This window comes from Pseudomonas sp. 57B-090624, from assembly GCF_003234055.1.
GTDB lineage: Bacteria > Pseudomonadota > Gammaproteobacteria > Pseudomonadales > Pseudomonadaceae > Metapseudomonas > Metapseudomonas tohonis.
Genome location: NZ_QKRU01000007.1, coordinates 113,063 through 137,401, shown reverse-complemented (window position 1 = coordinate 137,401; position 24,339 = coordinate 113,063). Strand labels below are relative to the sequence as shown.

Genomic DNA, 24,339 nt, shown 5'->3' with positions numbered 1-24,339 from the left:
GCCCAGGACAGACAAGCCGCGCCGCGAGCGCCCGGCCAAACCGGTGGACACCTGGAAGCTGGAAGACTTCGTGGTGGAGCCGATGGAAGGCAAGACCCGCTTCCACGACTTCAAGCTGGCACCGACCCTGATGCACGCCATCCACGACCTGGGCTTCCCCTACTGCACGCCGATCCAGGCGGGCGTACTGGGCTTCACCCTCAAGGGCCAGGATGCCATCGGCCGCGCCCAGACCGGCACCGGCAAGACCGCCGCCTTCCTGATCTCGATCATCACCCAGCTGCTGCAGACCCCGCCGCCGAAAGAGCGCTACATGGGCGAGCCCCGTGCGCTGATCATCGCGCCGACCCGCGAGCTGGTGGTGCAGATCGCCAAGGACGCCCAGGCCCTGACCAAGTACACCGGCCTGAACGTCATGAGCTTCGTCGGCGGCATGGACTTCGACAAGCAGCTCAAGCAGCTGGAGTCGCGCTTCTGCGACATCCTCGTGGCCACCCCCGGCCGCCTGCTGGACTTCAACCAGCGCGGCGACGTGCACCTGGACATGGTCGAGGTGATGGTGCTGGACGAAGCCGACCGCATGCTCGACATGGGCTTCATCCCGCAGGTCCGCCAGATCATCCGCCAGACCCCGCCCAAGGGCGAGCGCCAGACCCTGCTGTTCTCCGCCACCTTCACCGATGACGTGATGAACCTGGCCAAGCAGTGGACCGTCGAACCGGCCATCGTCGAGATCGAGCCGGAGAACGTCGCCAGCGACACCGTCGAGCAGCACGTCTATGCCGTCGCCGGCAGCGACAAGTACAAGCTGCTCTACAACCTGGTCGCCCAGAACAACTGGGAGCGGGTGATGGTCTTCGCCAACCGCAAGGACGAGGTGCGCCGCATCGAGGAACGCCTGACCAAGGACGGCATCAGCGCCGCCCAGATGTCCGGCGACGTGCCCCAGCACAAGCGCATCAAGACCCTGGAAGGCTTCCGCGAAGGCAAGATCCGCGTACTGGTCGCCACCGACGTCGCCGGCCGCGGCATCCACGTCGACGCCATCAGCCACGTGATCAACTTCACCCTGCCGGAAGACCCGGACGACTACGTGCACCGCATCGGTCGTACCGGCCGCGCCGGCACCAGCGGCACCTCCATCAGCTTCGCCGGCGAGGACGATGCCTTCGCCCTGCCGCCGATCGAGGAACTGCTGGGTCGCAAGATCAACTGCGAAACCCCGCCCGCCGAGCTGCTCAAGCCGGTGCCGCGCAAGCACTGATCGCAGCGGTCGCGCACAGAAAAGGCGAAGCCCCCGGGCTTCGCCTTTTTCATTTCCGCTCCCTTGGAGCGGTAGTAGGGTGGGCTTCAGCCCACCGTTTCTCCTTTCCCCCAAGCCACTCTCCCCCACAGAAAGAATGTTCACCCAGGCGCCATTTCCTTGCGCCCCGTCGCCCGCCCCTTGCCGACCAAGACAATAAATTCCAATATGGACAAATTGTTTATATCGGAGCCCCGCCATGTCCAGCGTCCTTCCCCTGGTCGTCCCTTCTTCCGAAGCCGAACGCCTGCTGCAACGCATCGACGTGCAGGACGCCTTGCGCCGCATGTTCCTCGACCTCGCCGCCGGTGACGCGGTGCAGCCGGCGCAGCAGCTGGTGGAATTCCCCGGCGGTGGCGACTTCATCAACTACCTCGGCGTGCTGGCCAGCGAGCAGGTCTACGGGGTCAAGACCTCGCCCTACCTGCCGCGCCCGGATGGCGCCGTGGTCACCGCCTGGACCCTGCTGATGTCCATGACCAGCGGCCAGCCGCTGATGCTCTGCGACGCCGCACTCCTGACCACAGAGCGCACCGCCGCCACCACCGCCGTGGCGGTCGATGCCCTGGCGCCGGAAGCGGTCACGCAGCTGGCGGTGATCGGCAGCGGCGCCGTGGCCCGCGCGCACATCCGTCATTGCCTGGCCCTGCGCCCCTGGCAGCGCGTGCGTGTGTACTCGCCACGCCTGCAGCCCGGCAGCGAGCGTGCCGACGCCCTGCGCGCCCTCGACCCGCGCGTGGAGGTCTGCGCCACCCAGGAAACCGCCCTGGCCGACGCAGAGGTGATCCTGCTGTGCACCTCATCCGCCGCCCCGGTGCTGGACCCGCGCCAGCTCGGCCGCGCCACGCTGGTCACCTCCATCAGCACCAACGCCCCGCGCGCCCATGAAGTGCCGCCCCAGGCCCTGGCGGAAATGGACGTCTATTGCGACTACCGCGCCACCACGCCCGGCAGCGCCGGCGAGATGCGCATCGCCGCCCAACAGCACGGCTGGGACGTCGACGCACTGCGCGGCGACCTGCCCGAATTGCTCACCGACCGTGCACCGCGCCCCGACTACAGGCGTCCGGTATTCTTCCGCTCCATCGGCCTCGGCCTCGAAGACGTCGCCCTGGCCAACGCGCTCTATCACCTCAAGTGCGAGGAGTCGGCATGAACCAGGTGGACTTCATCATCATCGGTGCGGGCATCGCCGGCGCCTCCACCGGCTACTGGCTGTCCCGCCAGGGCAAGGTCGCCGTGCTGGAGCGCGAGGAGCACCCCGGCTACCACTCCACCGGCCGCTCCGCCGCGCTCTACACCGTCGCCTACGGTACGCCCCAGGTGCGCGCCCTGACCGGCGCCAGCCGGGCCTTCTTCGACAACCCGCCGCAAGGCTTCAGCGAGCACCCGATCCTCACGCCCCGGGGCGAGATGGTGGTGGATTTCAGCGACGACCCGGACGAGCTGCGCCGCCAGTTCGACAGCGCCCGCGAAAGCGTTCCCGAGGTGCAGCTGCTGGACGCCGACCAGGCCTGCGCCCTGGTGCCGGTGCTGCGCCGGGAAAAGGTCTTCGGCGCCATGCTCGACCCCAGCGCCGCCGACATCGACACCGACGCCCTGCACCAGGGCTACCTGCGTGGCATCCGCCGCAACGGCGGCAGCGTGCACACCGGCCATGAGGTGCGGACCATCACCCGTGAGGCCGACCTGTGGCGCGTCACCACCGGCCAGGGCGAGTTCACCGCGCCCGTGCTGGTCAACGCAGCCGGCGCCTGGTGCGACGGCCTCGCCACCCTCGCCGGCGTACGCCCGCTGGGCCTGCAACCGAAACGCCGCGCGGCCTTCATCTTCGCCGCGCCGGAAGGCATCGACAGCCATGCCTGGCCGGCACTGGTGAGCCTGGACGAATCCTTCTACTTCAAGCCCGACGCCGGCATGCTGCTGGGCTCACCCGCCAACGCCGACCCGGTGGACGCCCACGACGTGCAGCCCGAGGAGCTGGACATCGCCCTGGGCATCTACCAGATCGAGGAGCACACCCACATGAGCATCCGCCGCCCCGCCCGTACCTGGGCCGGGCTGCGCTCGTTCTTCGCCGACGGCGACCTGGTGGCCGGCTACGACGACCAGGCGCCGGGCTTCTTCTGGGTCGCCGGCCAGGGCGGCTACGGTATCCAGACCTCGGCAGCCATGGGCGAAGCCAGTGCCAGCCTGATCCTGCGCCAGCCGCTGCCGGAACACCTGGGCCGCTTCGGCCTGAATGCGGCGATGCTCTCCCCGGCCCGCCTCAGGTGACGCCCGGCGCGCTTTGCGCCACACTCGCCCGGCCGCGCCAAGGGGGCGCGGCCAAGCCTTTGCGGAGCCTTCCATGACGCCTCGTCCCGATCCGGCATTCGACAACTTCCGGGCCATAGCCGACGGCATCGCCACCCTGTTCTTCCCCCATGCCGAGGTGGTGGTGCACGACCTGCGCACGCAGAAGGTCGCCTACATCGCCAACAACATCTCCAAGCGCAGCATCGGCGACGACGCGGCCCTGGAAGACATGCTCGAGGATGGCGGCGAGGAGCGGAACATCGGCCCCTACGAGAAGCTCAACTGGGACGGGCAGAAGATCCGCTCCGTCAGCACCGTGCTGCAGGACGCCAAGGGCAAGCCGCTGGCAGTGCTGTGCATCAACCTCAACATCTCGCTGTTCGAGAGCGCCAAGGCGGCCCTGGACCTGTTCCTCGCGCCGGGCAAGCTGATCCCCCAGCCCGACGCACTGTTCCGCGACGACTGGCAGGAGCGCATCAACACCTTCCTGCACAACTGGATGCGCCAGCGCCAGCTCGGCCTCAACCTGCTCAGCCGCGAGCACAAGCGCGAGCTGGTCCTGGCCCTGCACGCCGAAGGCGCCTTCAAGGGCAAGAGCGCGGCCAACTATGTCGCCAACGTCCTCAACATGGGCCGCGCCACCGTCTACAAGCACCTGCGCGAACTCAAGGAAGAACCCGAAAACGAGATGTAGGGGCGAATTCATTGGCCCACACCCACACACCGGGGCCCCGTAGGATGGCGTAGAGCGCAGCGAAACCCATGCTGCCAATCGCCAACCCCACCTCCGCATGGAGGAGGTAAAAAGCGACCTCCACCCTACGCACCGACCCACCCCGTAGCCCCCCGTAGGAGCACATTCATTCGCGATCGGGCCCACCGGCAAACGTTGGGCCTCGCTACGCTCGGCGCCAACCTACGGACGTTCCTCACGCCGGAACCGGGGCGGGGCGGCGCATCGCACCGCCCCGCTCCACCTCAATCCCCGTAGATGTCGAAGTCGAAGTACTTCGCCTGGATCTTCTGGTAGGTGCCGTTGGCGCGCAGGGCGGTGATGGCCGCGTCCAGCTTGTCGCGCAGCTCGGCATCGCCCTTGCGCACGGCGATCCCGGCGCCTTCGCCGAAGTAGTGCGGGTCCTTCAGCACCGGGCCGACGAACTCGTAGTCCTTGCCGTTGGCCGTCTTGAGGAAGCCCTCGTTGAGCGGGAAGGCGTCCGCCAGCACCGCATCCAGGCGCCCGGAGAGCAGGTCCAGGTAGATCTCGTTCTGGGTGCTGTAGCGCACCACCTTCACGCCCTTGGGCTCGAGCACCTCGGTGGCGAAGCGATCAGTGGTGGTGGAGCGCTGGGTGCCGACGGTCTTGCCCACCAGCTGGGCGAAGTCCTCGCTCACCGCACTGCCCTTCTTCATCGCCAGGCGCGCGGGGCTGTAATAGTACTTGTGGGTGAAATCCACCGACTTGCGACGCTCGTCGGTGATGGTCATGGACGACAGGATCGCATCCACCTTCTTCACCTTCAGCGAGGGGATCAGGCCATCGAACTCCTGTTCGATCCACTGGCACTTGACCTTCATCTCCTCGCACAGCGCATTGCCGATGTCGTAGTCGAACCCCTCGATCTGCCCTGCCGGGGTCTTGTAGGCGAACGGCGGGTAGGCCGCCTCGATCCCCAGGCGCAGGGGCTTGTCGGCGGCGAACAGGCTGGATGCCACGAGGCTCAGGGCGATACCGCCGAGCAATACGATTTTCTTCATGGTGCGACTCCCGCGATGCATAGCTGGGCCCGCCAGGACGGTGGGCCGGTTCGTGTGGGCGTTGATGGAGGGCAGAGAAGCGCAGCCGGAAGGACTCCAGCCGCCGAGTGGACCGCGATCGAGAAAGGTAGCGTGCATGGCGCGGCCCCGTTTTGTACTTATTTGTCCACTCTGGACTTATCCGTACAAATCGTCAATCGCCGTCCAGCTCATTCCCACGCCCCGATAGTCGCGCCGATCCAATGGAAATGACCCGGGTCAGCATGCGGGCGGGCAGCGGCGACTAGTCTGGAACCTGGCCCCGGACGCAATTGGAGAACGGCATGGACTACGTGCACATCATGATCGGCCTGCTTGTCGCAGGCTTTCTCATGCTCGGCATCGGCTTCAGCAACCGCGAGAGGGAATGGGGGGTCTGGTTGACAGGCCTGGGCACGGCCTCGATGTTCGCGCCCATCCTGTTGAAGATGTACATCGAACTGGGCTGAGCCGCAGGCTCAGTCGCGCTTGTCGCCTTCCCAGCGCCGCGCCGCCGCCTGGTCGCTGCAGCGCCCTTCGACCCAGCGCGGGCCTTCGGCGGTGTCTTCCTTCTTCCAGAAGGGGGCTCGGGTCTTGAGGTAGTCCATGATGAAGTTGCAGGCATCGAACGCCGCCTGGCGGTGGGCACTGGCGGTGCCGACGAAGACGATCGGCTCGCCCGGTTCCAGGCGGCCGATGCGGTGGAGGATGTCGACCTTGAGCAGCGGCCAGCGCTGCCGGGCTTCCTCGGCGATCTTCTCCAGGGCCTTCTCGGTCATGCCCGGGTAGTGTTCGAGGAACATCCCGGAAACATCCTGGCCCTCGTTGAAATCGCGCACGTAGCCGACGAAGCCGACCACCGCGCCGACGCCGACGTTGGCCGCATGCAGGGCGTTCAGCTCGGTGCCGGGGTCGAAGGCCGCAGCCTGTACGCGAATGCCCATGCTCAGCCCCCGGTCACGGTGGGGAAGAAGGCGACCTCGTCGCCATCGGCCAGCGCCTCGTCGAGGCTGCACAGCTCCTGGTTGCGGGCGCACATCAGGTTCTGCTCGTCGAGCACGTCCCACACGCCGCCACGGGCCAGCAGGTGGCGACGCAGGTCATCCAGCTTCGCGAACGCCGGGTCCCAGGCGAGCTGCTCGCCATCGAGGCCGAGCGCTTCACGGTAACGGGCGAAATACTGCACGCGAATCATCTTCACTCCCCGGCCTGGTAATGGCCGCTCTTGCCGCCGAGCTTTTCCAGCAGGCGGACGCTTTCGATGGTCATGCCGCGATCCACCGCCTTGCACATGTCGTAAAGGGTCAGGGCGGCGACGCTGGCGGCGGTCAGCGCTTCCATTTCCACCCCGGTCTGCCCGGCCAGCTTGCAGCGGGCGACGATGCGCACCGCGTCGTCGCCCTCGGCGGCGAGCTCGACCTTGACGCTGGTGAGCATCAGCGGGTGGCACAGGGGGATCAGGTCCGAGGTCTTCTTCGCCGCCTGGATGCCGGCGATGCGCGCCACGGCGAACACGTCGCCCTTGGGGTGGCCGCCGGACTGGATCATGGCGAGGGTTTCCGGGCGCATGCGCACCCGCGCTTCGGCCGTCGCCTCACGGGCGGTCACCGCTTTTTCGGTGACGTCGACCATGCTGGCGCGGCCTTGGGAATCGAGATGGGTCAACACGGCTTGGCTCCTCTGGCGGGCACCGTGAAAGGGCCCGCAGGAAGCGGATTGTATACAAATCCCAGAATTATCGAAGGCCTTTCGCCGGGCGGATCGCTCCGCCCGGCGGCCGTTCGTCACATGTGGGTTTCGGCGTATTCCGCCAGCACCGAGCGGGGCACGCCCTGCAGGGTGATGTGCACGCCATGGGGGAAGTCCTTGAAGCGCTCGGTGAGGTAGGTCAGGCCGGAGCTGGGTGCGGACAGGTAGGGGGTGTCGATCTGCGCCAGGTTGCCCAGGCAGATCACCTTCGAACCGGTGCCGGCACGGGTGATGATGGTCTTCATCTGGTGCGGCGTCAGGTTCTGGCACTCGTCGATCAGGATCAGGCTCTGCTGGAAGCTGCGCCCACGTATGTAGTTGAGGGATTTGAACTGCAGCGGCACCTTGCTGAGGATGTAGTCGACGCTGCCGTGGGTACTCTCGTCATCCATGTGCAGGGCTTCGAGGTTGTCGGTGATGGCGCCCAGCCAGGGCTCCATCTTCTCGGCCTCGGTGCCGGGCAGGAAGCCGATCTCCTGGTCCAGCCCCTGCACGCTGCGGGTGGCGATGATGCGCCGGTAGCGCTTGCTGACCATGGTCTGCTCGATGGCCGCCGCCAGCGCCAGGATGGTCTTGCCGGAGCCCGCCGCACCCGAGAGGTTGACCAGGTGGATGTCCGGGTCGAGCAGGGCGAACAGCGCCAGGGCCTGGTAGATGTCACGCGGGCGCAGGCCCCAGGCTTCCTGATGCAGCAAGGGCTCCTGGTGCAGGTCGAGGATCAGCAGCTCATCGGCCTTGATGCCCTTGATCCAGCCGACGAAGCCCTGCTCGTCGACGATGAACTCGTTGACGTGGACCGCCGGCAGGTTGTCGGTGAGTTGCACCCGGTGCCAGGTGCGGCCGTGGTCCTGGCGGGTCTCCACCTTGCTCACGCGCTCCCAGAACGAGCCGGCCATGGTGTGGTAGCCACGGGAAAGCAGCGAGACGTCGTCGACCAGCTGGTCGGTGTGGTAGTCCTCCGAGTCGATGCCGCAGGCGCGCGCCTTCAGGCGCATGTTGATGTCCTTGGTCACCAGCACCACGGCCATGCCCGGGCGGCGGGTCTTCAATTCCACCAGTTGGTTGATGATCTTGTTGTCGTTCAGGTCTTCGGGCAGCCAGGTGATGGGGGCTGCGCTCTTGCTCATGAGTATCGAGAGGAAGCCGCAGGGGCCGCTCTTTTCCCGCTGGATAGGTACGCCGTGCTCCACTTGCTCGGGCGAGGCCTCGCCCAGGATCTTGTCGATCAGCCGGATGGCCTGGCGGCATTCGGCGGCTACGCCTTGCTTGCCCGTCTTCAGCTTGTCGAGTTCCTCCAGCACGGTCATGGGGATGGCCACGTGGTGTTCTTCGAAGTTGAGGATGGCGTTGGGATCGTGGATCAGAACGTTGGTATCGAGGGCGTAGAGGGTTGGAGCGGTGGGGCGGGCGCGTCCGTGATCATCCATACTCGGTCACCTTCTTGTCGGTCCGGGCGACGGAATGCCATGACGGCTCTCCGCCGAGGAAGGACCACCGTCCCCATCTGGCCGGGTCATGCCGGTCGCCAAGGGAGCCCGAGAAGCAGAGGTGAGGGCCTGGGGCCGCCACCTGTCTTCAGGATTCGGCGGTCTGATTCGTTAATAACCCAATACGGATGACAGAAAAAAGTAATTTTTCACCGCCGGCCGGTTTTTTTTCCAGGCGACGAAAAACCCTTGGCGCCATCCCTGGCCGTCGCTAAAGTCGAAAGTCCTGTCACCGCTCTTCCCGCGTTCCGACCGCCCCGGTCACCCCTCCCTACCGATACGCCCGGCAATCTTCCCAGGTCAGCCCCGCCGCGCCCGTTTGCGCATGCAGCCAGGGCACCGCCGTCTGCGCCTTGGCGTGGATATCGTGGAAGAGGATCACGCCACGCCGCCACAGCAGCATCAGGCTGAGCACGCGCTGGCCGGCCACGTCGCCGCTGACGCGGGCGTTCCAGTCCTGGGAATCGATGTTCCACAGCGCCACGCGCAGCCCCTGCCCGGCGAAGAAGGCGCCGCTGTCGGCCTGGCGCTGGCCATAGGGTGGGCGGAACAGCGGAACGGCCTTGTCCGGCAACGTCTCGCCCAGCAGCGCCTGCACGCGGGTCACCGAGTCCTGCCACTGATCCCAGCTGGCATGGGACTTGTGCTCCCAGCCGTGGGAGGCGACGCACTGGCCGGCATAGAGCGCGTTCAGCGCCTCGGGCGAGGTCTTCCGCAGGCGCGCCTGCAGGCTCTGGCCGAGGACGAAGAAGGTGCCGTTGACGCCGTTCTCCCGCAGCCAGGCGGTGAGGCGGTCGCTGTGGCCACCCACCGGCGCCGGGCCATCGTCGAAGGTCAGCAGGAAGTGCCGGTCCGCCAGCTCCTCGCCGTTGCGCTCCTGCGCGGAGAACAGGCCGATCTCGCTGCTGATCCGGGGGAACAGCGCGGCCAGGCGCATCTCCTCGTCGAGGTAGACCTGGTGGAAGCGGCGGCTGGCCTCGGCCCAGGCGAAGAAGGACGAATCCGGCGCCACATCGAAGCGCTTCGCCTGCTCGCGCAGCGCGGCCTCGTCGCTCGCCGGCGGGCAGAAGGGGCTGGCCGCCGTGCAGCCCTGGCTGGCCAGCCGGTAGTTATCCACAAGGCGCGCCCAGAAATGCCTGCGCACGGTGTCGATCCCGTCGAGGTTGACCGCCTTCAGGTCCAGGCGCCGCTGCCAGGCGCCGGCATCCAGCGTCTCGCTCTGCAACAGGGCCTGGGCGAACACCAGGATCTCCGCCCGCGAGGCATCGTCGAAGGCCGCCGGGCTGTCGAGCGCGGCGGGCCAGGTACTGCGATCGAGGGTGGCGACCGCCCGAGGGCCGGCGGCCTGGGCCACGCCGGCGCCGAGGGCCAGGACGAGCCCCAGGGAAATGACTCTGAACATGAACCTGCACTCCAATGAAAAACGCGCCCCGAAGGGCGCGCTGGTGTCGGGGAAGACGATCAGTGGCGATCCTGGACCCGCTGGATCGCCTTGTCGTACACCGGGTTCGCCTTCTGCTCCTTGGCCAGGTGGTAATGGCGCAGGGCGTCGTCGAATTGCTCGGCCGCCTCGTAGATGCGCGCGATGTTGTAGTAGGAGCTCGCACGCACGGTGGCCGCGCTGGGACCGCTGGCCAGGGCGATGGCCTTGCGGTTGGCCCAGATGGCCTCGGCGGTGCGGCCGGCCTTCTGGTAGGCCAGGCCCAGGTTGCTGTAGGCCTGGCCGAAGTTGGCATTGAGCTCGATGGCCTGGCGATAGAGGTCGATGGCCTGGTCCAGCTTGCCGTCGTGGTAGGCGGCTTCGCCCTGCTTGTTCAGCGCCTTGGCGTCGCCCTGGGCGGCCTGGGTCACGGCCTGGGCAGCCACGTCCTGGCCATTGCCCAGCAGCGGCTCGATGTCGCCGAGCACGTAGTTGGCGTCCTGGGCCTTGCTGCCTTCGAGGGTGTTGATGTCCTGGAAGTCGCCGTTGCCGGACAGGCGGAACACCTTCCACAGGTTGCCGCGCTGGTCCTTCGGCACATAGTAGGTGCGCACCAGGGACTGGCCGACATAGACGAAGACCTTGGCCTGGCTGGCCGACAGTGCCTTGGAAGACGGGTTGTTGATATTGGTGAAGTCATGCACTGCGTACACGTACGTCTCGCCGAAGCGCTTCTTGTGCAGGGTGATGGTTTCCGGGCCGAAGCTGTCGGTGTCATCCACGTCCAGGTCGGCGTCGGTGCCTTCCTTGGCGTCGAAGTAGATGTGGTTGCCGGGGAAGGCGATGTGCGAATCGAGGTCCGCCGGGGTCTCGCCCCAGCTCAGCACGATGCGCATGCCGTCCAGGTCCTGCATCACCGGGCTCACCGCGTAGGTCATGCCCTTGCACGGGCACTTGGCGACGAGGTTGGAATAGCCGGGTTTCTTGATGATCAGCAGGCTGTCGGCGTCGTCGGCGAAGGCGCTGTCCAGCGTCACCTGGCCCTGGGCGTCGGTCTTGCCGCTGGCGGTCTGCGCGCCATTCTTCTGCACCAGCACCTCGGCGCCTTCGATCTTCTGGTCCTTGACCACGGCGCTGAGCACTTCGATGGGCAACTGCTCGGCCTGGGCCATGACGGCACCGGAACCCAGCAGCAGGGATAGGGCGATTCTCGAGAGGGTCTTCACTGCGACCTCCTTGTCAAAGTGGATGAGAGGGGGCCGGCGCACGTGCCGGGCGCCGCACTATAGCGCAACGCCCCGGACGCCGAATGTGATGCGTGGCAACCGGGCGAGGGAAATGGCTCGGACAGCGGCGGGCTGAAGCCCACCCCGCGGCAGAGCCACGCAGCCATGCCGCGTGTCCCTATAGAAGGCCTGCGCGCAGCGAGACGGCGGCCCTCGCGGGAGCACTGGCAGCGTCAATCGTCCCCATAGGTGGAGCCCACCGCCGCAAATCCCTAGAATCGCCGCATTCCCGAAGGAGACGATTCGATGCTGCTGGTGATTTCCCCCGCCAAGACCCTGGACTACGAAACCCCGCCGGTGACCCCGCGCCACACCCTGCCCCAGCACCTGGACCACGCCCAGGAGCTGATCCAGCAACTGCGCACCCTGGCCCCGAGCGACATCGCCGAGCTCATGCACCTGTCCGACAAGCTCGCCGGCCTCAACGCCGCGCGCTATGGCAGCTGGCACCCGGAATTCACCCCCGAGAACGCCAAGCAGGCGCTGCTGGCCTTCAAGGGCGACGTCTATACCGGGCTCGACGCCGAGAGCTTCGCCGAGGCCGACTTCGACTTCGCCCAGCGCCACCTGCGCATGCTCTCCGGCCTCTACGGCCTGCTGCGCCCGCTGGACCTGATGCAGCCCTACCGCCTGGAGATGGGCACCAAGCTGGCCAACGCCCGGGGCAAGGACCTCTACGCCTTCTGGGGCGATCGCATCAGCACCTGGCTCAACCAGGCGCTGGCCGAACAGGGCGACGACATCCTGCTCAACCTCGCCTCCAACGAATACTTCAGCTCGGTGAAGCGCAAGGCCCTCGATGCCCGCATCATCGACACCGAGTTCAAGGACCTGAAGAACGGCCAGTACAAGATCATCAGCTTCTACGCCAAGAAGGCCCGCGGCCTCATGGCCCGCTACGTGATCAAGGAGCGCCTGACCGACCCGCAAGGCCTGAAGGACTTCGACTACCAGGGCTACCGCTACAGCGCCGAAGCCTCTTCGCCGGACAAGCTGGTATTTCTCCGCGACACCCCGCAGGACTGATTTCCCCGCCTCGTTTCCCCCCACAACCTGCCATTGGTTGGGCGGCTCCGCTGGGAGTCGTCCAATCGGCGAAGTTCCCTCCTCCCGCCACTTCTGCGCGCCGGCCCGGTGCGATCACCTTTAATCGCCGCTGGAACTAACGTACCGCCTGCCTCACAACTGGCCAGGGAACTTCCGCGCCGTTGCGTAAACAGCGCGCAGGCTCTAGCACGGGCGATAGCGAACTACCGCTGCGCTTGCACGGATTAAATAGAGGGAACTTTTACGGCGCGTTGAAACACCCGAAGTTTGCCATCAAGGTGCAATTACAAATGGCCGTAGTCGATGAATTGCAACAAATCAAATTGATGACGAACGGTAGGAACTATCCGAAAACCCTAACACTCATAACCCCGACGCTTAATTCTTCACGCAATATTTCAGCGTGATTCCAAACTGCCCCCATGTATCGGAATGCTCCGAGGGGGAAGTTGTGCGCCAGAAACGAAACAGGCGAACTAAGAGGAGAAGTTGGACACAGGATCGACTGACAAGAACCAGGGACAAGAGCCAGTAAGGTAATCAGTCCAGGAAACCTTGGAGCCAGCGAATTCACAGGCTCCGCTTCAGGTACCCGCAGTTTCGGTGCCAGGTGTTTGTCATGCCTGCACGCAGCTGAAAGTTACGAATTGAATGTAACGGCTGCAAAACGGAAGTGGCGATTATGCCACCAATTAACAGCGTGCTAAATGGATGAGGTGAATGCGATGCGTATCAGCATCTTTGGTTTGGGCTATGTCGGTGCAGTATGTGCCGGTTGCCTGTCGGCTCGTGGTCATGAAGTTGTCGGTGTAGACGTCTCCACCACCAAGATCGACCTGATCAACAACGGGAAGTCCCCCATCGTCGAACCCGGGCTCGAAGAGCTCCTGCAGCAAGGCCGCAAGACCGGCCGCCTGCGCGGCACCACCGATGTCGCCGCCGCGGTCCGCGACACCGAAGTCTCCTTCATCTGCGTCGGCACCCCGAGCAAGAAGAACGGCGACCTGGAACTGGACTACATCGAAGGCGTCTGCCGCGAGATCGGCTTCGCCCTGCGCGACAAGTCCGAGCGCCACACCGTCGTCGTCCGCAGCACCGTGCTGCCGGGCACCGTGATGAACGTGGTCATCCCGATCATCGAAGACTGCTCCGGCAAGAAGGCCGGCGAAGACTTCGGCGTCGCGGTGAACCCCGAGTTCCTGCGCGAAAGCACCGCGATCAAGGACTACGACTTCCCGCCCATGACCGTCATCGGCGAACTGGACAAGGCCTCCGGCGACCTGCTGGAAACCCTGTACCGCGAACTCGACGCACCGATCATCCGCAAGGAAGTCCAGGTCGCCGAGATGATCAAGTACACCTGCAACGTCTGGCACGCGGCCAAGGTCACCTTCGCCAACGAGATCGGCAACATCGCCAAGGCGGTGGGTGTCGACGGCCGCGAAGTGATGGACGTGATCTGCCAGGACCACAAGCTCAACCTCTCCAAGTACTACATGCGCCCCGGCTTCGCCTTCGGCGGCTCCTGCCTGCCCAAGGACGTGCGCGCCCTCAACTACCGCGCCAGCTCCCTGGACGTCGAGGCCCCGCTGATCGGCTCGCTGATGCGCAGCAACGCCTACCAGGTGCAGAAGGCCTTCGACATCATCGCCGCCCAGGACAAGCGCAAGGTCGCCCTGCTCGGCCTGTCCTTCAAGGCCGGCACCGACGACCTGCGCGAGAGCCCCCTGGTCGAACTGGCCGAGATGCTCATCGGCAAGGGCTTCGACCTGCGCATCTACGACCGCAACGTCGAGTACGCACGCGTGCACGGCGCCAACAAGGACTACATCGAATCGAAGATTCCCCATGTGTCCTCCCTGCTCGACAGCGACTTCGACGGCGTGGTCGGCGATGCCGACATCATCGTCCTCGGCAACCGCGACGAGCTCTTCGCTCCGCTGGCGCAACGGGCGCCCGAAGGCAAGCGCGTGATCGACCTGGTGGGCTTCATGCCCAAGGCGACCAACGCACAGGCCGAAGGCATCTGCTGGTAACCCCGGACACCAGCTTCTAAGCGCAACGCAAGTGATGAACCTCGGGTCGGCGAACAACAAGAAGCCGCGCCCACGCCCGAGGTTTGTCCGGCGCCAACGACGGAATGGATAAACGTATGGACAAGCTCAAGCTAAGCCTCAACGAGGCGGCGGGTTGGCTTTTCTACCTGACGGGCCTGGGGCTGCTCGCACTGGCCCTGCCCAAGTCGGTCTTCGACCCCGACTCCAAGCATTTCCTGCTGCTGATCGGCCTGGTCGGCATCTGGCGCTACTCCATGGGCGGCCTGCATTTCATCCGCGGCATGCTGTTCCTCTATGTGGTCTACCCGCACTACCGGCGCAAGGTCCGCCAGCTGGGCGAGGCAGCGGACCCGTCCCACGTGTTCCTGCTGGTGACCAGCTTCCGCATCGACGCGCTGACCACCGCCATGGTCTACCGCTCGGTGATCCAGGAAGCGATCGACTGCGGCTACCCCACCACCGTGGTGTGCTCGATCGTCGAGCTGTCCGATGAACTCCTGGTCAAGGGCCTGTGGGCGAAGATGAACCCGCCCCAGCACGTCACCCTCGACTTCGTGCGCATCCCCGGCACCGGCAAGCGCGACGGCCTGGCCTATGGCTTCCGCGCCATCTCCCGGCGGCTGCCGGACGAGAACGCCGTGGTCGCCGTGGTCGATGGCGACACCGTGCTCGCCGAAGGCGTGGTGAAGAAGACCGTGCCCTGGTTCAAGCTCTTCCCCAATGTCGGCGGCCTCACCACCAACGAGTTCTGCGAGGTGCGTGGCAGCTACATCATGTCCGAGTGGCACAAGCTGCGCTTCGCCCAGCGCCACATCAACATGTGCTCCATGGCGCTCTCCAAGCGGGTGCTGACCATGACCGGGCGCATGTCGGTATTCCGCGCCAAGGTCGTGACCGACCCGGACTTCATCGCCGACGTGGAAAGCGACCACCTGGACCACTGGCGCCTCGGCCGCTTCCAGTTCCTCACCGGTGACGACAAGTCCAGCTGGTACAGCCTGATGCGCCTGGGCTACGACACCTTCTACGTGCCGGACGCGGCGATCAACACCGTCGAGCACCCGCCGGAGAAGAGCTTCATCAAGGCCAGCCGCAAGCTGATGTTCCGCTGGTACGGCAACAACCTGCGGCAGAACTCCCGGGCCCTGCGCCTGGGGCCGAGCCGCCTGGGCTGGTTCACCACCCTGGTGCTCAGCGACCAGCGCGTATCGATGTGGACCTGCCTGCTGGGCCTGGCCGTCGCGGTCATCGCCAGCATCAAGTACAGCATCGCCTACCTGCTCGTGTACCTGCTGTGGATCGGCCTCACCCGCTTCATCCTCACCCTGCTGCTGAGCGTTTCAGGGCACCACATAGGGCCGGCCTACCCGCTGATCCTCTATTACAACCAGATCGTCGGCGCCCTGGTGAAGATCTACGTCTTCTTCCGCCTGGACCAGCAGTCCTGGACGCGCCAGAACACCAAGCTCAACCGTGATCTCGCCAGCTTCACGCGCTGGTTCAACACCTGGTCCTCACGCGCCATGACCTTCACCGCAACCAGCGTATTCGTCGCCACGCTGATGGCGTTCGTGTGACAGAACTTGAATAGGAAATCCAAGCCATGAATACAGCCGTCAACGTCAATGTGGTGCACGAATCCGAAGCCCAGCGCCAGCACGCCCGGGTCAAGATACCGGCCAAGATCCGCTACCTGGCCAACAACGAACGGGTCGAGCACCGCCTGCTCGACCTCTCCGCCGGTGGCTTCTCCTTCCAGACCGGGCCCAAGCACCGCGCCCAGGTCGGCGACTACCACCAGGGCCGCATGCTGTTCCAGCTCGACAGCCTGACCCTGGGCCTGGACGTCGAATTCCAGGTGCGCACCGTGGACCTGGACAGCGGCCGCGCCGGCTGCCAGTTCCACAGCCTCAAGCCGCGCGACATCGCCACCCTGCGCTACCTGATCAGCGCCCACCTGTCCGGTGAGGTGATCAGCGCCGGCGACATGCTCAACACCCTGCAGCGCGAGAACTTCACCAAGCCGCGCAAGAACGGTGGCAATGGTGGCGGCATGGGCGTGTTCGGCCGCCTCAAGGCGGTGACCTTCAGCGCCGGCCTGTTCATCGTGGGCCTGGCCGCCTTCGGCTTCATCTTCAAGTCCCTGTACGGCCTGTACTTCGTGACCCACGCCGAGTCCGGCATGGTCGCCGTGCCCAGCATGCAGGTCACCATGCCCCGCGAAGGCACCGTGCAGAGCCTGATCGGCGGCGAAGGCACCACCGTGGACAAGGGCGCGCCCATCGCCTCCTTCTCCGCCACCATGCTGGAGATGCTCAAGGGCCACCTGACCGACGACCAGCTCACCCCGGCCAACGTCGAGGAACTGTTCGGCAAGCAGATGAAAGGCACCCTGACCAGCCCCTGCAACTGCAAGGTCGCGCGCCAGCTGGTCGCCGACGGCCAGTTCGCCGGCAAGGGCGACGTCATCTTCGAACTGGTGCCCCAGGACTTCGAAGCCACCGTCAGCGCCCGCTTCCCCTACCGCAACTTCGCCCAGGCCAAGCCCGGCGCCAGCGTCACCTTCCAGGTGGCCGGCGAAGACAGCCCGCGCCACGGCAAGATCATCAGCAGCAGCCTGATCGACAGCGGCCTGTCCTCCGACATCCGCGTGGTGATCCAGCCCGACCAGACCCTGGACAGCAAACTCGCCGGCCAGCCGGTGGAAGTCAGCATCGACCGTGGCCCGTCCTTCGACTGGATGATCGACCGCGCCCTGGCGGCCGGTTTCTGAGGAGGGACCCGCAGTGGCGACATTCCCATCCCGTTACCTGATGCTCGGCGCCGCGGTCGCGCTGGCCGGCTGTGCCGGCCTGCCCGACCAACGCCTGGCCAACGAAGCGCTCAAGCGTGGCGACACCGCCACCGCCGAGCGCAACTACCGCCAGCTGGCGGACCTGGGCTACGTCAGTGCCCAGGTCGGCCTCGCCGACCTGCAGGTCAACAGCGGTGACCCGGAGCAGATGCGCCAGGCCGAGCAGATCTACCGCCAGGCCATGGACGAGTCCCCCCGCGCCAAGGCCCGCCTCGGCAAGCTGCTGGCGCGCAAGCCCGACGCCACCCCGGCCGAGCGCCAGGAAGCGGCCAAGCTGCTGGACAAAGCCTTCAAGGCCGGCGAGCCGAGCAGCCTGCTGCCCCTGGTGATGCTCTACCTGACCTTCCCGCAGGACTTCCCCGGCGTGAACGTGCAGCAGCGCATCGCCCAGTGGCGCGCCGACGGCCAGCCCCAGGCCGAGCTGGCGCAGATCCTCTTCTATCGGAGCCAGGGCACCTACGACCAGCACCTGGGCGAGATCGAGGACATCTGCAAGCGCACCCTGGCCCAGGCCGACGTCTGCTACGTCGAGCTCGCCACCGTGTACCAGAAGCAGGGCAAGGCCGAGGAACAGCAGGCCCTGGTCGCCCAGTTGATGAACGGCTACCACGCGGGCGTCATTCCCGCCCAGCGCGTGGACTCGGTCGCCCAGGTGCTGGCCGACGCCGAGCTCGGCGGCAAGCCCGACGAAGGCAAGGCCCAGGAAATGCTCGAAGAGATCGCCCCGGCCTACCCCGCCGCCTGGGTCAGCCTCGCCAAGCTGCTCTACGAGTACCCGGGCCTGGGCGACATCGACAAGATGATGGAGTACCTCGACCACGGCCGCGAAGCGGCACTGCCGCGCGCCGAGCTGCTGCTGGGCCGCCTCTACTACGAAGGCAAGCTGCTGCCGCAGGACCCGCACAAGGCCGAGGAACACCTGATGAAGGCCGCGCCCACCGAGCCGGCCGCCAACTACCTGCTGGGGCAGATCTACATCCGCGGCTACCTCGGCGACATCTACCCGGACAAGGCGCTGGACTACTTGCTGAGCGCTGCCCGCAGCGGCCAGATCAACGCCGACTTCGCCCTCGGCCAGATGTTCGCCCAGGGCAAGGGCATCCAGCCCAACCTGGTCAACGCCTACGTCTTCAGCCAGCTCGCGCTGCCCAAGAACACCCCCCAGGCCACCGAACTGGCCCAGGCGGTGGAACAACAACTGCAGCCTGCGGAACGTGCCCGGGCCGAGCAGCTGCTGCGCGACGAGCGCCAGCTGAGAGGCACCGCGTTGCAAGACGCCGCGCAGATGCAAGCCATGCAGACCCCTTGAAGGAACCGCTATGAAATTCAATCTCTGGACGAATGCCAGCTTGGGCCTGGGCATCACGCTGATCACCGCGAGCAGCGCCTTCGCCGTGCAGATGAGTGACAAGAACTTCGGCCTCGACATCAAGATCACCGCGCAGTCCGAAGACGACCGCGACCTCGGCACCCAGAAAGGCGGCGACGTCAACGGCATCGGCCTCGACCTGCGTCCCTGGGTCTACGGCCAGCGCGGCGAGTGGAGCGCCTTCGCCATGGGCCAGGCGGTGACCGCGACCGACATCGTCGAGACCGACACCCTCGAATCCAGCGACATCGACAGCGAATCCAGCCAGAACAGTGACGGCCGCGAACCGGACAAGAGCTACCTCGCCCTGCGCGAATTCTGGGTCGACTACGCCGGCCTCACCGCCTATCCGGGCGAACACCTGCGCTTCGGCCGCCAGCGCGTACGCAGCGACGAAGGCACCTGGTGGGACACCAACATCGAAGCCCTGCGCTGGACCTTCGACACCACCCTGCTGAGCGCCAACGTCGGCGTCGCCGAACGCTTCAGCGAGTACCGCACCGACATCGACGAACTGGCCCCCGAGGACAAGGACCGCCAGCACCTCTTCGGCGACGTCGCCACCCAGTGGATGCCCAACCACTGGGTCGGCCTCAAGCTCCACCACAGCCGCGACAACGGCAGCCTGCCCGACAACGGCGAGGTGGTGGACCCGCTGGACAAGCGCTACACCGGCGACCTCACCTGGCTCGGCATCAACGCCGACAACGGCTTCTTCGACCGCCGCTCGCCCGAGACCCTCAACTACTGGGCCCAGGCCACCTGGCTCACCGGCGACATCGACGAACTGAACCAGACCGTGGTCGGCAACGACCGCCTGGCCAACGGCTCGCGCAACGTCGACGTCGACGCCTGGGCGCTGGACCTCGGCCTGCGCTGGAATATCGACGACCAGTGGAAGGTCGGTGGCGCCTACGCCCGTGGCAGCGGCGGTGGCGACGAGGACAGCTCCGAGCAGTTCCGCCAGACCGGCATGGAGAGCAACCGCTCCAACTTCACCGGCACCAACTCGCGCATGCACCGCTTCGGCGAAGCCTTCCGCGGCGAGCTGAGCAACCTCCAGGTGGGCACCGCCTTCGCCTCCTGGCAGCTGCGCGAGGACTACGACGCCAGCGTCGTCTACCACCGCTTCTGGCGTATCGACGACAACCAGGACATCGGCCAGGCCGGGATCATCGCCCCGCTGGAGGACGGCGAGAAGGACGTCGGCCAGGAGCTCGACTTCGTCGTCACCAAGTACTTCAAGCAGGGCCTGCTGCCGGCCTCGATGGCCGAGCACATGGACGACGCCTCCGCCCTGGTGCGCTTGCGTGGTGGCGTGTTCAAGCCGGGCGATGCCTATGGCAGCGGCACCGACTCGCTGATGCATCGCGCCTTCGTCGACTTCATCTGGCGCTTCTGAGGCCGCCATGCGCGAAGGGAGAACAGCCATGAGAAACCCCATCGGAACCCCCCTGCCGCTCAGCGGCGTGGTGCTTGGCGCGCTGCTCGTCGCCGCGCCCTGGGTCCAGGCCGCCGAGCCGACCAAGGAACTCAAGGAAACCAAGAACTACACCGTCACCAGCGCGCCGGTGGACCAGTTGCACCTGGACGCGCCAACCCTGCCCGACCTCTCCGGCTACACCGCCCAGGCGGTGGACGCCAAGATCGACCGCTCGAAACAGGGCAAGGTCGTGGTGCGGCGCATGCTGCAGCAGGACGCCCTGAAGGACTTCATCGGCGGCAATGAACGCATGCGCGAATGGGTCACCCGCCAGCGCGGCATGCCCCAGGCGATCTTCATCGAGGGTGGCCACGTCACCCCCGCCGACATCGCCAAGGCCCTGCCCGACACCCAGTTCAGCGAGACCGAGCCGGGCGTCTACCTGGCCCGCCTGCCCGTGGTGGTGGCCCAGGACGCGAACCTCGAGATCGGCAAGGACACCAAGGACTTCCGCCTCTCCCAGGAGCGCGGCGCGTTCCTGGTCAACGACGGCAAGCTGTTCATCACCGGCACCAAGCTCACCGCCTGGCGCGAGCAGGACAAGGGCCCGGCCACCTTCCGCACGCCCGATGAATTCCGCCCCTTCCTGGTCTCCTGGGGCGGCAGCGAGCTGTACATCGTCGGCAGCACCGTCACCAGCCTCGGCTACAACAACTCCAAGTCCTACGGCGTCTCCATCACCCAGTACACCCCCGGCATGCACGCGCGCCTCAAGCGCCCGGAGCCCACCGGCTGGCTGGTGGATTCGGAGTTCGTCGACCACTGGTACGGCTTCTACTGCTACGAAGCGCGCGACGTGGTGATCAAGGGCAACACCTACCGCGACAACATCGTCTACGGCATCGACCCGCACGACCGTTCCCACGGCCTGATCATCGCCGAGAACACCGTGTTCGGGACCAAGAAGAAGCACGGGATCATCATCTCCCGCGAGGTGGACGACAGCTGGATCATCAACAACAAGACCTACGACAACAAACTCTCGGGCATCGTCATCGACCGTAACTCGGTGAACAACCTGGTGGCCTACAACGAGGTCTACCAGAACCATGCCGACGGTATCACCCTGTACGAGAGCTCCAACAACCTGTTGTGGGGCAACAAGATCGTCAACAACCAGCGCCACGGCATCCGCCTGCGCAACAGCGTGAACATCCGCCTGTACGAGAACCTCGCCATCGCCAACGGGCTGACCGGCGTGTACGGGCACATCAAGGACCTGTCCAACACCGACCGCGACATCGAGCTCGACCCCTTCGACACCAAGGTCTCGATGATCGTGGTCGGCGGCAAGCTCGCCGGTAACGGCTCCAGCCCGCTGTCCATCGACTCGCCGCTCTCCGTGGAGCTCTACCGCGTGGAGATGCTCGCCCCGAGCAAGTCCACCGGCATCAGCTTCGCCGGCGTGCTGGGCGAGAAACAGGAAGAAATCCTCGACCTCATGGTGCGCCGCAAGAAAGCGGTGCTCATCGACCCCGTCGAAAGCCAGGCCGAACTCCAGGATTGAGGCAACAGATCATGCACAACAACAGCACCCGTTGGTTCGCCCCCTCCGCACTGGCCGCCGCCCTGCTGGCCGGCGCCCACACCGCCCAGGCGGCCGAACCGCAGTACAGCGTGCAGCGCACCGGTCCGCTGTGCGCCGCGGCGCAGAACCCGAACACCTACAACACCAAGTACCTGAGCTTCTTCACCGCGCTGGTGCAGGCCAAGGACGACTGGCTGTTCCGCTCCCGCAACGACCTGCGCACCGACTTCGGCACCACCCCCTACGGCTACAGCGAGTTCAAGCGCCTGCGCGACGCGCTCAAGGCCAAGGGCGTCGAGCTGATGGTGGTCTACCAGCCCACCCGCGGGCTGATCAACCGCGAGAAGCTGACCGAGCAGGAGAAGGCCCGCTTCGACTTCGAGCTGGCGAAGAAGAACTACCTCAAGACGGTGGCGGACTTCCGCAAGACCGGCATCTGGGTCACCGACCTCTCGCCGCTGTTCGACGAGCAGGGCGTGGACACCGACTACTACTTCAAGGCCGACCACCACTGGACCCCGGCCGGCGCCGACCGCACCGCCAAGCTGGTGGCCGAGACGCTGAAGGAGATGCCCGGCTTCGCCGACATCCCCAAGAAGGAATTCTCCAGCAAGGTCGTCGGCCTGCTGCCCAAGGCCGGCACCCTGCACAAGACCGCCGGCCAGCTGTGCGGCACCACCTACGCCACCCAGTACGTCGAGCGCTACGAGACCGAAGCCTCGGGCGAGGCGGGCGGCGACAGCCTGTTCGGCGACGAGTCGAACCCGCAGATCGTCCTGGTGGGCACCAGCAACAGCGGCCCGGCGTACAACTTCGGCGGTTTCCTGCAACAGCACAGCGGTGCCGAAGTGCTCAACATGGCGGTCAGCGGCGGCGGCTTCGACAGCGCCCTGCTGCAGTACATGACCAGCAAGGAATTCCACGAGAACCCGCCGAAGATCATCGTCTGGGAATTCGCCACCCACTACGACATGGCGCAGAAGAGCTTCTACCGCCAGGCCGTGCCGCTGGTGAACAACGGCTGCGAAGGCCGGAAGGCGGTGATGCACAACAAGGTGAAGATGAAGCCCGGTGCCAACGAGGTCTTCGTCAACGGCCAGAACGGCGCGGTCAAGGACATCCGCAGCGGCGACTACCAGGTCGACCTGACCTTCAGCGACCCGTCCGTGCACGAATCCAAGGCCACCATCTGGTACCTCAACGGCCGCCGCGAGAACTTCAAGATCGAACAGAGCGACCGCGTCGACACCGGTGGTCGCTATGTCTTCGAACTGCGCGACGACCCCGACTGGCGGGACCTGAACGTCCTCGCCCTGGAAATCCACAGCCCCGAAGAAATGCCGGAAAACCTCAGCGTCGACGTGACCCTGTGCAAGCGACCCGGCAACGGTGGCGACACCCTCACGGCCAAGGCCGAGTGAGGAAGGAGGTCCCCATGAAGCATCCACTCAGCCTGCTCGCACCCTGCCTGCTCGGCGGCTTCCTGCTCGTCGGCCAGGCCAGTGCCGCCGACCTGGTGCCGCCACGCGGCTACTACGCACCGGTGGATATCGACGACAAGAAGCCCGAGGCCTGCAAGGCACCGCCTCAGCCGTACACGGCCAAGCTCGACTTCCGCAGCAAGTACGAAGGCTCGGACAAGGCCCGCGCGACCCTCAACCCGGATGCCGAGAAGGCCTTCCGCGAGAAGACCGCCGACATCACCGAGATGGAGCGCGGCGTCAACAAGATGGTCATGGTCTACATGCGCGAAGGGCAGCGTCCGCAGCTCGAATGCGCCCTGCAGTGGATGACCAGCTGGGCCCAGGCCAACGCCCTGCTCAGCACCGAGTACAACCACACCGGCAAATCGATCCGCAAATGGGCGCTGGGCAGCCTGTCCTCCGCCTACCTGCGGCTGAAGTTCTCCGACAGCCACCCGCTGGACGCCTACAAGGGCCAGACCCAGGTCATCGAATCCTGGTTCTCGCGCCTGGCCGACCAGACGGTGCACGACTGGAGCGGCCTGCCGCTGAAGAAGATCAACAACCACTCCTACTGGGCCGCCTGGTCGGTGATGGCCACGGCCGTGGCCACCAACCGCCGCGACCTGTTCGACTGGTCGGTGGACCAGTTCCGCGTCGCCGCCAGCCAGGTCGACAAGGACGGCTTCCTGCCCAACGAACTCAAGCGCGAACAGCGCGCCCTCGCCTACCACAACTACAGCCTGCCGCCGCTGGCGATGATCGCCGCGTTCGCCCAGGCCAACGGCGTGGACCTGCGCGAGGAGAACAACGGTGCGCTGCGTCGCCTCGGCGAGAGGGTCATCGCCGGCGTCGACGACCAGGAGCCCTTCGACGACAGGACCGGCAAGGACCAGGACATGGACGAGTTGGAGAAACACGCCAAGTTCGCCTGGCTCGAGCCCTGGTGCGCCCTCTACGGCTGCAAGCCCGACACGGTCGAGTGGAAGGACTCCATGGGCCCCTACAAGACCTTCCGCCTGGGCGGCGACGTCACCCAGGTCTTCCACCCGAAGAAGGAGGGCGGCAGCGGTAGCTGATGCAGCGCCCTCCCCTCGGGGAGGCGCCTGAAGGAATCAACCGACCGCGCAGCAGACGCGGCGGCGCAAGGATTTGAACGCCACACCCTGGGGAGGGAATGGCGGGTCGCACACCGGGCTGGAACGTCCGGCGGCGGCCCAGA

At 65.9% G+C, this 24,339-nt stretch carries 21 protein-coding genes; 14 read left to right on the top strand and 7 right to left on the bottom strand.

The features are described from left to right. The 4 genes from rhlB to DMX10_RS05245 form a co-directional block, all read left to right on the top strand. The coding region (gene rhlB / locus DMX10_RS05260; protein WP_111260108.1) for an ATP-dependent RNA helicase RhlB at positions 1-1,264 on the top strand (1,264 nt) is incomplete at its 5' end. A 238-nt stretch (positions 1,265-1,502) separates the two neighbouring features. Then, the gene (locus DMX10_RS05255) at positions 1,503-2,459 is read left to right on the top strand and encodes an ornithine cyclodeaminase family protein (protein WP_111260099.1); all 957 of its coding nucleotides are present in this window, start codon (positions 1,503-1,505) and stop codon (positions 2,457-2,459) included. After that, positions 2,456-3,580, top strand: coding sequence for an FAD-binding oxidoreductase (locus DMX10_RS05250; RefSeq protein WP_111260098.1), 1,125 nt, complete (start codon positions 2,456-2,458; stop codon positions 3,578-3,580). Before DMX10_RS05255 ends, DMX10_RS05250 begins: the two co-directional genes overlap by 4 nt. A 73-nt stretch (positions 3,581-3,653) precedes the next feature. Continuing rightward, on the top strand, positions 3,654-4,295 hold the full coding sequence (locus DMX10_RS05245; RefSeq protein ID WP_111260097.1) for a transcriptional regulator: 642 nt from the start codon (positions 3,654-3,656) through the stop codon (positions 4,293-4,295). A 284-nt stretch (positions 4,296-4,579) separates the two neighbouring features. Here the strand turns inward: DMX10_RS05245 and DMX10_RS05240 are convergent, their stop codons facing one another. Continuing rightward, on the bottom strand, positions 4,580-5,356 hold the full coding sequence (locus DMX10_RS05240) for an ABC transporter substrate-binding protein (RefSeq protein WP_111260096.1): 777 nt from the start codon (positions 5,354-5,356) through the stop codon (positions 4,580-4,582). A 323-nt stretch (positions 5,357-5,679) separates the two neighbouring features. Between DMX10_RS05240 and DMX10_RS32935 the strand changes: the two genes are divergently transcribed. Next, positions 5,680-5,844, top strand: coding sequence for a hypothetical protein (locus DMX10_RS32935; RefSeq protein WP_178082919.1), 165 nt, complete (start codon positions 5,680-5,682; stop codon positions 5,842-5,844). 9 nt (positions 5,845-5,853) lie between these two features. Here the strand turns inward: DMX10_RS32935 and moaE are convergent, their stop codons facing one another. From moaE to DMX10_RS05210, 6 genes are all read right to left on the bottom strand, one after another. Next, entirely contained in the window at positions 5,854-6,318 is a 465-nt protein-coding gene (moaE, locus tag DMX10_RS05235) for a molybdopterin synthase catalytic subunit MoaE (protein ID WP_111260095.1), read from the bottom strand. A 2-nt stretch (positions 6,319-6,320) separates the two neighbouring features. Then, positions 6,321-6,569 carry a MoaD/ThiS family protein gene (locus DMX10_RS05230; protein ID WP_111260094.1) on the bottom strand — a complete coding sequence of 83 codons (249 nt, stop codon included), beginning with the start codon at positions 6,567-6,569 and terminating at the stop codon, positions 6,321-6,323. 2 nt (positions 6,570-6,571) lie between these two features. Continuing rightward, the gene (moaC, locus tag DMX10_RS05225) at positions 6,572-7,042 is read right to left on the bottom strand and encodes a cyclic pyranopterin monophosphate synthase MoaC (protein WP_111260093.1); all 471 of its coding nucleotides are present in this window, start codon (positions 7,040-7,042) and stop codon (positions 6,572-6,574) included. Positions 7,043-7,158: 116 nt separating this feature from the next. Further along, positions 7,159-8,550 carry a PhoH family protein gene (locus tag DMX10_RS05220; protein ID WP_111260092.1) on the bottom strand — a complete coding sequence of 464 codons (1,392 nt, stop codon included), beginning with the start codon at positions 8,548-8,550 and terminating at the stop codon, positions 7,159-7,161. A gap of 331 nt (positions 8,551-8,881) precedes the next feature. Beyond that, complete coding sequence (locus DMX10_RS05215; RefSeq protein ID WP_111260091.1) at positions 8,882-10,012, bottom strand: polysaccharide deacetylase family protein; 1,131 nt, start codon at positions 10,010-10,012, stop codon at positions 8,882-8,884. Positions 10,013-10,071: 59 nt separating this feature from the next. Further along, positions 10,072-11,202 carry a tetratricopeptide repeat protein gene (locus tag DMX10_RS05210; protein ID WP_111260107.1) on the bottom strand — a complete coding sequence of 377 codons (1,131 nt, stop codon included), beginning with the start codon at positions 11,200-11,202 and terminating at the stop codon, positions 10,072-10,074. Positions 11,203-11,562: 360 nt separating this feature from the next. On the opposite strand from DMX10_RS05210, the gene yaaA reads away from it, so the two are divergent. The 9 genes from yaaA (at position 11,563) to DMX10_RS05165 (ending at position 24,196) form a co-directional block, all read left to right on the top strand. Continuing rightward, positions 11,563-12,342, top strand: a complete 780-nt coding sequence (gene yaaA / locus DMX10_RS05205) for a peroxide stress protein YaaA (protein WP_111260090.1) — start codon at positions 11,563-11,565, stop codon at positions 12,340-12,342. 746 nt (positions 12,343-13,088) lie between these two features. Next, positions 13,089-14,399 carry a GDP-mannose 6-dehydrogenase gene (gene algD / locus DMX10_RS05200; RefSeq protein ID WP_111260106.1) on the top strand — a complete coding sequence of 437 codons (1,311 nt, stop codon included), beginning with the start codon at positions 13,089-13,091 and terminating at the stop codon, positions 14,397-14,399. A 116-nt stretch (positions 14,400-14,515) separates the two neighbouring features. Further along, entirely contained in the window at positions 14,516-15,997 is a 1,482-nt protein-coding gene (gene alg8, locus DMX10_RS05195; protein WP_111260089.1) for a mannuronan synthase, read from the top strand. Positions 15,998-16,023: 26 nt separating this feature from the next. Further along, positions 16,024-17,193 (top strand): alginate biosynthesis protein Alg44, encoded by a 1,170-nt coding sequence (locus DMX10_RS05190; protein WP_111260088.1) that lies wholly within the window; start codon positions 16,024-16,026, stop codon positions 17,191-17,193. A gap of 40 nt (positions 17,194-17,233) precedes the next feature. Continuing rightward, entirely contained in the window at positions 17,234-18,583 is a 1,350-nt protein-coding gene (gene algK / locus DMX10_RS05185) for an alginate biosynthesis TPR repeat lipoprotein AlgK (protein WP_111260087.1), read from the top strand. 10 nt (positions 18,584-18,593) lie between these two features. Then, a complete protein-coding gene (locus tag DMX10_RS05180) occupies positions 18,594-20,045 on the top strand; it encodes an alginate export family protein (RefSeq protein WP_111260086.1) in 1,452 nt (483 codons plus the stop codon). Positions 20,046-20,073: 28 nt separating this feature from the next. Next, positions 20,074-21,633 carry a mannuronan 5-epimerase AlgG gene (gene algG, locus DMX10_RS05175; protein WP_111260085.1) on the top strand — a complete coding sequence of 520 codons (1,560 nt, stop codon included), beginning with the start codon at positions 20,074-20,076 and terminating at the stop codon, positions 21,631-21,633. 11 nt (positions 21,634-21,644) lie between these two features. Further along, complete coding sequence (locus tag DMX10_RS05170) at positions 21,645-23,075, top strand: alginate O-acetyltransferase (protein WP_111260084.1); 1,431 nt, start codon at positions 21,645-21,647, stop codon at positions 23,073-23,075. A 14-nt stretch (positions 23,076-23,089) separates the two neighbouring features. Beyond that, the gene (locus DMX10_RS05165) at positions 23,090-24,196 is read left to right on the top strand and encodes a mannuronate-specific alginate lyase (RefSeq protein WP_111260083.1); all 1,107 of its coding nucleotides are present in this window, start codon (positions 23,090-23,092) and stop codon (positions 24,194-24,196) included. The last annotated feature ends 143 nt before the right edge of the window (positions 24,197-24,339 follow it).